This is a genomic window from Alcaligenes pakistanensis (genome assembly GCF_014652815.1).
Taxonomy (GTDB): domain Bacteria; phylum Pseudomonadota; class Gammaproteobacteria; order Burkholderiales; family Burkholderiaceae_B; genus Alcaligenes; species Alcaligenes pakistanensis.
Genome location: NZ_BMZN01000001.1, coordinates 589,201 through 601,383 on the forward strand (window position 1 = coordinate 589,201; position 12,183 = coordinate 601,383).

Here is a 12,183-nt window from a genome sequence, read left to right on the forward strand (position 1 = left end):
ACCTTGAGTGGGGAAAGTCCCAAACTTTCCCCACCCTGGCCTTGCTTGTTTCTGATGCCTAGAAGTCGTTGACCGGGTAAGAACCCAGGATTTTGAAAAAGGCGACTTGTTTCTTCAACTCGGTCAAGGCAGCAGCCATGGCGGGTTCGTCACGATGACCGACCAGATCAACGTAGAAATAGTATTCCCACTGCCCGGTACGAGCGGGACGAGACTCCAGACGAGTCATGGAAACACCATGTACAGCCAAGGGAGACAGCATGTCATAAACCGCACCAGCCCGATTGGGTACGGCCAGAATGATGCTGGTTTTGTCATTTCCGCTAGGCATTGCTTCGATATTACCGATAGCCAGAAAACGGGTGCGGTTATGCGGATCGTCCTGAATGCCCGCTTCCACCACACCCAGATTCCAGGCGGCCACGGCCGTATTACCGGCAATCGCGGCCACGGTGGGATCAGAAGCGGCAATGCGAGCAGCTTCAGCATTGCTGGAAGCCGCTTCACGCAACAGCTGCGGATAATGCTTTTGCAGCCAGTTCTGACACTGTGCCAAGGCCTGAGGGTGGGCCATCACGCGGGTTACGCCTTCCATGCCACCGGTCTGCGTCAACAGATTATGGTGCACACGGATCGAGCGCTCGCCCAAGACACGCAAAGGTGAGTTCAGCAGCAAATCCAGCGTGCGATTTACCGCCCCTTCCGTCGAGTTTTCAACGGGCACGATACCCACTTCAGCCTGACCGACTTCGACGCTGCGAAAGACCTCGTCAAAGGAATCGCATTGCAGCCCATCCAGAGCATGGCCGAAATGCTCATAAGCGGCCTGCTCCGAGAAAGACCCTTGCGGACCCAGATAGGCAACCCGCAGGACGCTTTCCAGCCCACGGCAGGCAGAAATAATCTGCCCCCATACCGCTTCAACAGCAGCTGGCGTAAACGGGCCCACATTTTCAGACTGCAAGCGACGCACAATACGTGCCTCACGCTCGGGCTTGAGGATAACTTCCTCGGTATTGAAGTCCTGCTTGATCTTGCCCACTTCCAAAGCTGCACGAGCGCGCTCGTTAAGCAGCTCCAGGATCTGGCGATCCAGCTCATCAATACGATTGCGCCAAGGGAGCAGACGCTCAGTTAAGGTATTAGCCATTCCGTCGTTCAAAATCAGTCATGAAATCGATAAGTGCCTGCACACCCTCCAGCGGCATGGCGTTATAGATCGAGGCGCGCATACCGCCTACGCTCTTGTGCCCTTTCAAGGAGGTCAAGCCAGCTGCGGTCGCCTGTTCCAGGAACAAGGCGTCCAAAGACTGATCTTGCAACAGGAAAGGCACGTTCATACGCGAGCGATACGCCGGATGCACCGTGTTGCTGTAAAACGCCGAGGCGTCCAGGTATCCGTACAAAGCCTGAGCCTTGGCGGCATTCAGCGCTTGCATTGCCGGCACACCACCCTGACGCTCCAACCACTTGAACATCAGGCCAGCCATGTAAATCGAATAGGTCGGCGGCGTGTTGAACATGGACTGCTGCTTTTCGATGTTGGCGTAGTTGAACGCCGACGGGCAGACGTCCATGGCATGACCGAGCAGGTCTTTACGGATCATCATCAGGGCAATGCCGGACATGCCAGCATTTTTCTGCGCCCCGGCGTACGCCACAGACACACGCGAGAAATCAATCGGGCAGGACAGGATATTGGAAGACACGTCGGCCACCACCGGCACGTCCAGCTGAGGGATGTCGTTGAACTCCACCCCACCAATGGTTTCGTTGGTGCAAACGTGCAGGTAAGCCGCATCCGAGCGCAACTCCCATTGGGACGGCTCTGGAAACCAGGTCCAGGGCGCCCACTCTTTGCCCTGATCCTGCCAGGCCTGCCCACTGCTACCGGCAATGCGAACATCGCCGTAACGCTGCGCTTCCTCGTAGGACTTCACCGACCAGCTGCCCGAGAGCACATAGTCGGCTTTGCCACTGCCATTGCGTTGAATCAGGTTCAAAGGCAGCAGGCCATTCTGGCCCTGCGCCCCGCCCTGCAGAAACAGTACGGCGAAGTCGTCCGGCACGGACAACAAAGCACGTAAATCAGCTTCTGTTTCATCACGCACGCCCATGTAGTCTTTACTACGGTGGCTCATTTCCATGATGGACATGCCGGTGCCATGCCAATCGGTCATTTCACCCGCCGCTTGCTCCAGCACTTCCAACGGCAGCATCGAGGGGCCTGCCGAAAAATTCCATACGCGCATTACTCGTTTTCCTCGCTGGGTGGTTCCGCCTGGTCTTGGGCGGAATCAGTTTGATTATCCTGCTCAAGACTATCGGACTCCTGTGCCTCTTCGCCAGCCAGCTCGGCATCCACCTCGTCGTCGGTTTCAACGACGCGGTATACGCCAGAGAGTTCGCTGCCGTCATCCACACTGATCAGGGTAACGCCTTGTGTGGCACGGCCCATTTCGCGGATTTCGGATACGCGGGTACGCACCAGCACACCGGCATTGGTGATCAGCATGATCTCGTCGGTTTCGCGTACCAGCACAGCGCCCACCACCTTGCCGTTACGGGCAGAGGTTTGGATGGCAATCATGCCCTTGGTACCACGGCCATGACGGGTGTATTCACCAATCGGGGTGCGCTTGCCAAAACCGTTCTCGGTTGCCGTCAGCACCGATTGCGTTTCATCTTCAGCCACCAGCAGGGCAATAACGGACTGACCTTCTTCCAGCGTCATGCCACGCACACCACGGGCAGCACGGCCCATAGGACGAACATCGCCTTCATCAAAGCGCACGGCCTTGCCTGCATCAGAGAACAGCATGACGTCGTGTACGCCGTCAGTCAGTTGGGCACCAATCAGGTAGTCTCCCTCGTCCAGGCCCACGGCAATAATGCCGGCCTTGCGGGGGTTGGAGAAGTCAGACAGCGGGGTCTTTTTGACCGTACCGCGCGTGGTCGCCATGAACACGAACTGCTCTTCGCTGAATTCCTTGACGGACAACACCACGTTGATCTTTTCGCCATCTTCCAGAGGGAACATATTGACGATAGGACGGCCACGCGAGTTGCGCGAACCTTGTGGCACTTCCCAAACCTTGAGCCAGTACACACGGCCACGGTTGGAGAAGCACAGCAGGTAGTCGTGCGTATTGGCGATAAACAGCTTGTCGATCCAGTCGTCCTCTTTCATGGCAGTGGCTTGTTTGCCACGACCGCCACGACGTTGAGCACGGTACTCAGACAAAGGCTGGCTCTTGATATAACCGGTATGCGAGAGGGTCACCACCATGTCCATGGGGGTGATCAAATCTTCGGTATCCAGCTCGGTCGCGTTGTGCTCAATTTGAGAGCGACGCAGATCCTTGCCAGTGGCCGAGAACTCGTCACGCACGGCGATCAATTCATCGCTGATGATGGCCGACACACGAGAGGGACTGGACAAGATATCGAGCAGATCAGCGATCTTGTCCATGATCTCGCGGTACTCATTAACAATCTTGTCCTGCTCCAGACCTGTCAAGCGCTGCAAGCGCATGTTCAGGATTTCTTGAGCCTGGACTTCACTCAAGCGGTACAGGCCTTCAGAGCCCATGCCGAACTCATTACCCAGATCGTCGGGACGATAGGCCTGACGCCCCCCCACAATGGCGCTGGTGTCGGCGCGCGCCAACATTTCACGCACCAAACCGGAGTCCCAGGAACGAGCCATCAGCTCGACACGAGCGACAGGTGGAGTCGGCGCAGCCTTGATGATTTCGATGAATTCATCAATGTTGGCCAGTGCGACCGCCAAACCTTCCAGCACATGACCGCGCTCGCGCGCTTTGCGCAGCTGGAACACGGTACGACGTGTGACCACTTCGCGACGGTGGCTCAGGAAGTAATCCACCAGCTGTTTCAGGTTGAGTAAACGGGGCTGGCCATCGACCAGTGCCACCATGTTCATCCCGAAGGTTTCTTGCAGCTGCGTGTTCTTGTAGAGGTTGTTCAGCACAACCTCGGGCACTTCGCCACGCTTGAGCTCGATCACCAAACGCATGCCGTCCTTGTCGGACTCATCGCGAATATCGGAGATACCCTCGACGCGCTTTTCGTTGACCAGCTCGGCAATACGTTCTTGCAGGGACTTTTTATTGACCTGGTAGGGGATAGCATCGACCACGATGGCCTGACGATTGCCCTTTTCCATGTCTTCAAAGTGCGTGCTGGCGCGCATGATGACGCGACCACGACCCGTGCGATAGCCCTCGCGCACACCGGACATGCCATAAATAATGGCGCCGGTCGGGAAGTCAGGGGCCGGGATGTATTCGATCAGCTCATCAATCGTGCAGTCAGGGTGGCTCAGGTAATACAGACAGCCATTGACCACTTCAGCCAGGTTATGCGGCGGAATGTTGGTCGCCATGCCTACGGCAATACCCGAGCTGCCGTTAACTAGCAGGTTAGGCAGACGCGAGGGCAAGAGGGCCGGTTCTTTTTCGCTGCCATCATAGTTAGGCACGAAGTCCACGGTTTCCTGGTCGATATCGGCCAACAATTCGTGGGCGATCTTGGCCAGACGGATTTCGGTATAACGCATGGCAGCGGCGTTATCCCCGTCGATGGAACCAAAGTTACCTTGTCCGTCGACCAGGGTGTAGCGCATGGAAAAGTCCTGCGCCAACCGCACGATCGTGTCATAGACGGCAGAGTCACCATGAGGGTGGTACTTACCGATCACATCACCGACGATACGAGCCGACTTCTTATAGGCACGATTCCAGTCGTTATTGAGTTCATGCATGGCGAACAAGACACGGCGATGCACGGGCTTCAAACCATCTCGCACGTCGGGAAGTGCACGGCCCACAATCACGCTCATGGCGTAATCGAGGTAGCTGCGGCGCATCTCCTCTTCAAGCGAAACGGGAAGCGTCTCCTTGGCAAAGGAATCCATAGGTCAATTCTTTATAGATATGGGTTAAGCAGTAAGCCAGCCGTAAACGGACAAGGGGAAATTCTAGCACTTTCACATAGAGGGACGCAGCGTAGCGCAGCGACAAGGCGGGCAATGTGCAATCCAAAGCGCGGATTCGTCAAAAATCCTTCACCTGCTAATCATGTTGCTCATTGTTCAACAGGACAGCCCCACCCGCCTCCTGTTGCCTAAAACCAACAATAACAGGAAAGAACAAGGCTAATTCCACGCATCTTCACGAATCGTTCCCCGTCCCCCTCACGCATGTGGCCGAAATGTCTTAAGATTCGACCTAACACGCATGAAACCCAGCGCAAGCAAGTCTTTATTCTGTTTAAAGGATTGCTATACTGGTTCCGTTAATCAGCGGCAGGGGTTCGCTGCGGTCACTTAACAGCATCAGCTCAACGAGGAGAAATATGAACAAACCCTCCAAAATCGCACTTGTACTCGCCATTGCCGCTGCATCGGCCACCGGTGCAGTTTCCGCACAAGAGTCCGGCGAAGTTAACAACTGGCAAAATCCGTTCGGCGACGTTTGGAAAAACGGCACCAACGAACTGTGCTGGCGTAACAATTTCTGGACACCTGCTACAGGTATTCCAGGTTGTGACGGTGTGCCCGTTGCCCAAGCCCCCGAAGCTCCTGTCGTCGCTCCTACTGTCACTAAAGTGACTTTGAACGCTGACACGTTCTTCGACTTCGACAAAGCCACCATCAAGCCAGAAGGCCGCCAGGTTCTGGATCAAGTAGCTGACACTGTTCAGTCTATCGATCTGGAAACTCTGATTGCTACAGGTCACACAGACTCGATCGGCGCTGAAGCTTACAACCAGAAGCTGTCCGAGCGTCGCGCCAATGCTGTTAAAGCATACTTGGTCAACAAGGGCGTATCTGCTGACCGTATCTACACCGAAGGCAAGGGCGAAGCCAACCCCGTGGCGTCTAACAAGACCCGCGAAGGCCGTGCTCAAAACCGTCGCGTAGAAATCGAAATCGTGGGCAACCGCAAGTAATTCTTGCTGCATCACGTATTTCTGTAGCTAAGGCTACAATTAAGGCTCCGCTTTTGCGGGGCCTTAATTTTTTTGGATGAGCCATGACCGCTTCCACCGTCACTAATGCCAATGTTGATCCTGCAGAGATCGATAAATTCAGTGCGCTGGCTTCCCGCTGGTGGGACCCAGACAGTGAATTCAAGCCGCTGCACGCCATCAATCCCCTGCGTCTGGACTGGATTTTGTCCTACACCGGTTCCCTGGCGGGTAAACAGGTACTGGATGTCGGTTGTGGTGGCGGGATTTTGTCAGAAAGCCTGGCTCAGTCCGGTGCTGATGTTACCGGCATTGATCTGGCCGAGCGCTCCTTGAAAATCGCCCGTTTGCACAGTCTGGAATCGGGTGTACCGGTCAAATACGAGATGGTCAGCGCCGAAGACATGGCGGATCAGCACCCTGGGCGCTTTGATGTGGTCACCTGCATGGAAATGCTGGAACACGTTCCCGATCCAGGTTCCATCATTCGAGCCTGCTCCAAATTGGTCAAACCCGGTGGCTGGGTCTTTTTCTCGACCCTGAACCGCAACCCCAAATCCTTTCTGTTTGCTATTGTGGGCGCCGAGTATGTTTTGGGTTTGATGCCCAAAGGCACACACAGCTATGAAGGTTTCATCAAGCCCAGCGAGCTGATTTCCTCGGCACGTCGCAGCGGTCTGGATGCTCTGGCCTTGAAGGGTCTGGAATACAACCCGATTACCAAACACTATCGCCTGTCGGGCGACACCTCCGTCAACTACCTGCTGGCCAGCCGTCGCCAAAGCTAAGCCCCATGAATAAACTGGTTCTCTTTGATTTTGACGGCACTCTGGCCGACTCTGCCCCAGATCTGGCCGCCACCGCCAATCGCATGCGCCAAGCGCGTGGCTTGCCCGACTTGCCTTACGAAGACCTGCGCCCCTACGCCTCCCATGGCGCACGAGGCCTGATCAAAGTCGCGCTGGATATCCATACTGATCATCCTGAGTATGCACAGCTGCGTGCACACTTTCTGCAGGATTACCACGACCACATGACAGAGCTGACCTATCTGTTCGATGGCGTGGCTCCCCTGCTCAAGCAATTAGAGCAAGCAGGCTACACCTGGGGAATTGTCACCAATAAGCTGGAATATCTGGCACTGCCCCTGATCCGTCATCTGGGTCTGGAAGCAGGCTGCGCGGTCACCGTAGGCGGCGACACAACCCAGCACACCAAGCCCCACCCAGAACCCTTGCTCTATGCCGCCAAGCAAGCAGGTTTCGCTCCCGAAGACTGCTTGTACGTAGGCGACGACTTGCGTGATATTCAGGCTGGACAGGCCGCTGGCATGGCAACCATGATTGCCGCCTATGGCTACTGTGCTGACGACGACAGTATCGGCACCTGGCAGGCAGACCTGACGGTTCACCATGCTGGCGATATCTGGGAAGGAGTTCAGCGGTGGGCTAACGATCAGCTTTCCCGCCCTTCTCCGTTAGTCTGCTAAACAAGTTCTAGGGCAACAGCTCCGACAGGCGCTGCTGCATCCAGATCGCTGCAGGCGGCAAGGCCTGTCCCTGCCGCCACAGCATCCGCACCGGCAACGGCGGCAGTACCATTTCCTGACAATGCAGCTGGGTCAGTTTATTGCGCAGATTCTCATACTCGGCAATATTCAACGGCAAAATCGCCCAGCCCAGACTATCAGCCACCATATCGGCAATGACATAAAAGCTGTCTGAACGCCAAACACTAGGGCTGACTACCGTCTGTTCCATCCCTTCGATATGAATCAATAGTTGCCGGTGTGCAGTCAGTTCTTTACGGCTGACTTGATACTGGCTGGCCAATTGGTGCGTACGCGCAACACAAATCGCCTGTGGGACCGCGCCAATATAACTTTGTGCAAAAGACGTGGCATCAGCACCTCGATCAAACTGAAAAGCAACATCCGAGCGGCCATCACTGACGTAATCCATAACCTCTGACGCCGTTCCATTCCAGATCGTCAGCTCCAACGCTGGCCAGCGGACCGCAAGCTCCTTAAGCAGCAAGCGCAAAGGCTCCTGAGGTAAAGCCTCATCCAGGCTGATTTCCAGGCGCGCCGACTGCCCCTGCGACAAGTCCATCGCCCGGCGATTCAGCACCTCCACCTGACGCAGCAAAGCCTTGGCCTCCAGCAGCATAATTTCCCCCGGCACAGTCAGGCTCAGAGTGCGCCGTGAACGATCAAACAACTCCAGATTCAGATCGGCTTCCAGCAAGGAGATCGACGTACTGACGGCAGACTGCACCTTGCCCAATTCTTTAGCAGCTTGGGTCATGGAGCCGGTTTCCACCACCGCCACGAAATGTCGAATACGCTCTAAAGTTAGTTCCATTCATCTATTTTATAGATGCTAATTAACTTTGTCTGTTGATATTATTGATAGATCATTAGGACTTTCCCTAGTCTTCCGTACTTATATGCTGCACAGCTCGATTACCCATCAAGCGCAAATCGCTCCCTTATCTCCAAGCCGTCGCTGGTCGATCCTAGCGATTGTCTCGGTTGCCTTATTACTCATTGTGGTGGATATGACGGTGCTCTACACCGCTCTGCCACGTCTGACTCACGACCTGCAAGCCTCGGCATCAGACAAGCTCTGGATTATCAATAGCTACGCCTTGGTTGTCTCCGGACTGTTGCTGGGCATGGGCACCCTGGGCGACCGCCTGGGTCACAAGCGCCTGTTCCTCTCTGGCCTGGCCTTCTTTGGTGTGGCTTCAATAGCCGCGGCCTATTCCCCAAACCCGACCGCACTGATTGCGGCCCGTGCCTTCCTGGGTATCGCAGCGGCCATGATGATGCCCGCGACCTTATCGTTGATTCGGATCACTTTCCTAGACGAACGTGAGCGCGCCGTCGCCTTTGGGGTATGGGCCTCCATCGCATCTGGTGGTGCCGCTTTCGGCCCTGTAGTGGGCGGCTTCCTGCTGGAACACTTCTGGTGGGGCTCGGTCTTTCTGATCAACGTCCCTATCGTATTGATCGCTTTGCCATTGGGTTGGATGCTGGTGCCCCGCTCCACGCCAGACGCATCCCGCCCCTGGGACCTTAAGGGCTCCTTGCTGATTATGGTGGGTCTGGTAGCCAGCACCCTGGCCATCAAGGAAATGGGCAAGCTGCACACCAACTGGGGGCTGACTGCCGCTGCCCTGATCACCGGCATCGTGTTTTTAAGCTGGTTTGTACGTCAGCAAAACCGTAGTCGCTTTCCCTTGCTGGACTTTGCCCTGTTCCGGGATGCCACCCTTAGCACCGCGGTCCTGTCTGCGCTAACCGCTTCGGCAGCCCTGATCGGAATGGAACTGGTCTTTAGCCAACGCCTGCAACTGGTCTTGGGCTTCTCACCACTGGAAGCGGGTCTGGCGATTATTCCTTTGCCTTTAGCTGCTTTCCTGGCAGGTCCATTGGCCGGCCGGCTGCTGATGGTCATTGGCAGCAAACACTTACTGGTTGGCTCTTTAAGCCTGGCAGGTGCAGGAATGGCCGCGTACCTCTTGTGGCATAACAGTGCACAAGCACTACAAATAACCGGTCTGGTGATGCTGGGCCTGGGAGTAGGCGCTGCCATGACAGCCGCCTCCAGCACCATCATGCAAAGTGCCCCACCCTCACGGGCCGGTATGGCGGCCTCCGTAGAGGAAATGTCTTACGAGTTGGGAGGTGCCTTAGGTGTCACCATCATGGGCAGCCTGCTGTCTTTCGTCTACAGCGCCAGCCTAATTTTGCCTGATTCTTTAAGCGACAAAGAACTGGCTTACGACAGCCTGGATCAAGCCTTACTAATGGCAGAAACCATGCCACAAGAACTGGCAATAAACTTAAGTGAACTGGCCCGAGACTCTTTCGACAAGGGTTATGTGGCTGTGTTGGCTAGTTGTACGGCTATCTTATTGATGGCCGCTTTGGCAGTCTGGTATTTCCAGCGCAAACCAGCCCATCAAGACGCCGTCTAATCCTGCTTTAACAAAGCCAATTTACCGGTCTGGGTAGCCCAGTACTCATGATCCGGTAAAGGCGCTTTCTGGCGACTAATACGTGTCCAGCCCGGTGTTTCACTCAAAGTCCTATTCAGCTCCAGATAGACCTGCTGCTCTGGCGTCACATCCTGATCACTGACGATAGCTCCCACTGGGCATTCGGCCACGCAGATAGAGCAGTCAATACATTCATCGGGATGAATGACCAGGAAATTGGGCCCTTCAAAAAAACAGTCCATCGGGCACACCGTCACGCAATCCGTGTACTTGCACTGGATGCAGGCTTCTGTCACTACATAGGTCATGAAACAGGTACTTCAGCAGATAAAGACGGAACATAGCATAACAGCTACCCATGAAAGCCATATGTACGCTGTCGACTATGCCCCATCCCTACCGCCTGTGTTCAGATAAATCTACAGCGTCTCACGCCGCGACCTGACTTAAACCTCGGGGGTCTGCACCGGTAAGAATTTGAACGGTTTGGAAGGTTTGAACTGCTCCAGCACCTCCCCCATGTAAACCGTACTTTGCTCCGGCCCCAGATCCAGCTTCATGACCTTGCCGGTTTCCGCCGAGAAATCAACTTTAGTCATATCCACCCAGAAAGCACCAGGCGACAAGACCGAATCAAAGTAATACAAGCTACGCTGGTGGTCGAACACGGTTCTCCAGCGAGTCGAGGAGTTGTTAGGCTGATCGGCGACGGTCATGCCATACGGTGTGGACACATTACGCATCACACTCAGTACGCTGGCCACGGCCTTGTCATCACTGAGATTGCGCGGCACGGCATCAATGTAGAAAGAAGCACGGGCAAAACGATCTGCTGCCCGACTAGTGCCTGGCAACATATTCAATCCGCCCACTTCCTGCCAGTAATCCTTGATGGCCAACTGCTGATCAAAGGTGGGCGAGTTAGTCATTACTTGATACTTACGGCTATGGTGGATGTGCTGCTTGCCATCGATGTATTCAATAATCGCACTGTCCCCGGAGGAGTCCGACATAGACAAGTGCAAGGTAGCCAAACGTTCTTCGTTGGGTACTTTATCGCTCAACACTACGAACGGATTTTTCTCCAGGGCATCAACCGCCTCGGCTACCGTAGCAAAATTATCCAGAACGTACTGCCCCCACAAAGACATACTCAGGGTCTTGTCGCCTTTGTTGGGTGTGGGGTATTCCGACTCCACCAGCCACAGCAGGTTAACGTTCAGGCCTTTTTCATTCGCGCCGTCTGTAGAGGCCAGGTCATAGCCCGAGGCAATGACGCTGCCATATTTTGAAGTCCATTCGATCGAAGACGGGCCGGCCGCGCCATTGCGTTTTTCACCGCGAGGGAAAATCCAGAGGTTGGTTCCCACATCTAGTTTCCAGTCCATGGAACGACCGGTAATTACCTGACCGTTATCACCCAGAAACACAGCTCGGGTACATGCCTGAGAGGCCGCAGGCACCAAAGCCAGCCCAACAGCACACGCCAGCAAAGTACGACGACATTTTTTCAGCAACATCTTTCTCTCCAGAAACGGCTAGCCGCATAATTAATCAAACAAGAAATCGACTGCTTACGCAGTCATTTCATTGGACACGGATGTAACAAAAACAGGATTAAGCCAGCCAGTCAAGCGAGGGGTCGAATAATAGCGTAATTGCCAGCTATATTTTCAATAAACACCAAACATCGTCGTCACAATAACCGTATAAGAACCAAGAGTGCTATCACTGATCTCTAAGGCATTCAATTTAAAAAAATCAGCAACATACCACTAATCAAAACATTCAAAAAAAGAAAATCTGTGTTCCTATCAAAAAAACGGCCCTTTACAGGCCGTTTTTCACACATCACTAAAACTCCAAGCGCTCGAGAAATCCCGGCAAGCGTGCGTAGCTATTCATTAACTGTTCAATCAGGTAAGTGCTGTCACGAGTTTCCAAGGCCAGCAAGTTTTCCCGGTAATCCTCTTCTGCCAAACCGACCGCATTACGTTCCGGATCAACACGTGCACCAGCCAAAAGCTCGGACAGCTTGGGATCCTGCAAAGCTTCCAGGGCAGATCGCAATGCCAGCTCCTCATCCGTGAAACCAACTTGTCCTTCACGGTCAGCTTGTAACGCTGCTTGCACTCGGGGCAACAAATTATCAATATCTCGCTTGCTAAGGTAAAACACATGCAT

Annotated in this window: 11 protein-coding genes; 4 read left to right on the forward strand and 7 right to left on the reverse strand. The window is 54.6% G+C overall.

Annotated features, from left to right (window positions below; translation table 11 throughout):
• Positions 1-58 precede the first annotated feature (58 nt).
• Genes pheA through gyrA form a run of 3 tightly spaced genes read right to left on the reverse strand, consistent with a single transcriptional unit; the run spans position 59 to position 4,939 of the window.
• The gene (pheA, locus tag IE156_RS02715; protein ID WP_189390933.1) at positions 59-1,150 is read right to left on the reverse strand and encodes a prephenate dehydratase; all 1,092 of its coding nucleotides are present in this window, start codon (positions 1,148-1,150) and stop codon (positions 59-61) included.
• Positions 1,143-2,252: a 3-phosphoserine/phosphohydroxythreonine transaminase gene (gene serC / locus IE156_RS02720; RefSeq protein ID WP_189390934.1), complete on the reverse strand. Its 1,110-nt coding sequence runs from the start codon at positions 2,250-2,252 to the stop codon at positions 1,143-1,145. The genes pheA and serC overlap by 8 nt, the downstream gene beginning before the upstream one ends.
• Positions 2,252-4,939, reverse strand: coding sequence for a DNA gyrase subunit A (gene gyrA / locus IE156_RS02725; RefSeq protein ID WP_189390935.1), 2,688 nt, complete (start codon positions 4,937-4,939; stop codon positions 2,252-2,254). The genes serC and gyrA overlap by 1 nt, the downstream gene beginning before the upstream one ends.
• 440 nt (positions 4,940-5,379) lie before the next feature.
• Here gyrA and ompA point away from each other — a divergent pair, with 440 nt between their 5' ends.
• The 3 genes from ompA (at position 5,380) to gph (ending at position 7,483) form a co-directional block, all read left to right on the forward strand.
• Positions 5,380-5,976 (forward strand): outer membrane protein OmpA, encoded by a 597-nt coding sequence (gene ompA, locus IE156_RS02730; RefSeq protein ID WP_189390936.1) that lies wholly within the window; start codon positions 5,380-5,382, stop codon positions 5,974-5,976.
• Between the two features lie 83 nt (positions 5,977-6,059).
• Positions 6,060-6,782, forward strand: coding sequence for a bifunctional 2-polyprenyl-6-hydroxyphenol methylase/3-demethylubiquinol 3-O-methyltransferase UbiG (gene ubiG / locus IE156_RS02735; RefSeq protein WP_189390937.1), 723 nt, complete (start codon positions 6,060-6,062; stop codon positions 6,780-6,782).
• A 5-nt stretch (positions 6,783-6,787) separates the two neighbouring features.
• A complete protein-coding gene (gene gph, locus IE156_RS02740; protein ID WP_189390938.1) occupies positions 6,788-7,483 on the forward strand; it encodes a phosphoglycolate phosphatase in 696 nt (231 codons plus the stop codon).
• A gap of 7 nt (positions 7,484-7,490) precedes the next feature.
• On the opposite strand, the gene IE156_RS02745 is transcribed toward gph, so the two are convergent.
• Positions 7,491-8,357 (reverse strand): LysR family transcriptional regulator, encoded by an 867-nt coding sequence (locus IE156_RS02745; protein ID WP_189390939.1) that lies wholly within the window; start codon positions 8,355-8,357, stop codon positions 7,491-7,493.
• Between the two features lie 85 nt (positions 8,358-8,442).
• On the opposite strand from IE156_RS02745, the gene IE156_RS02750 reads away from it, so the two are divergent.
• Positions 8,443-9,978, forward strand: a complete 1,536-nt coding sequence (locus IE156_RS02750) for an MFS transporter (protein WP_189390940.1) — start codon at positions 8,443-8,445, stop codon at positions 9,976-9,978.
• Here IE156_RS02750 and fdxA read toward each other — a convergent pair.
• From fdxA to IE156_RS02765, 3 genes are all read right to left on the reverse strand, one after another.
• The gene (gene fdxA / locus IE156_RS02755) at positions 9,975-10,307 is read right to left on the reverse strand and encodes a ferredoxin FdxA (protein WP_189390941.1); all 333 of its coding nucleotides are present in this window, start codon (positions 10,305-10,307) and stop codon (positions 9,975-9,977) included. The genes IE156_RS02750 and fdxA overlap by 4 nt on opposite strands.
• Positions 10,308-10,445: 138 nt before the next feature.
• A complete protein-coding gene (locus IE156_RS02760) occupies positions 10,446-11,519 on the reverse strand; it encodes a linear amide C-N hydrolase (protein ID WP_189390942.1) in 1,074 nt (357 codons plus the stop codon).
• A gap of 334 nt (positions 11,520-11,853) precedes the next feature.
• The gene (locus IE156_RS02765; protein ID WP_189390943.1) at positions 11,854-12,183 is read right to left on the reverse strand and encodes a hypothetical protein; all 330 of its coding nucleotides are present in this window, start codon (positions 12,181-12,183) and stop codon (positions 11,854-11,856) included.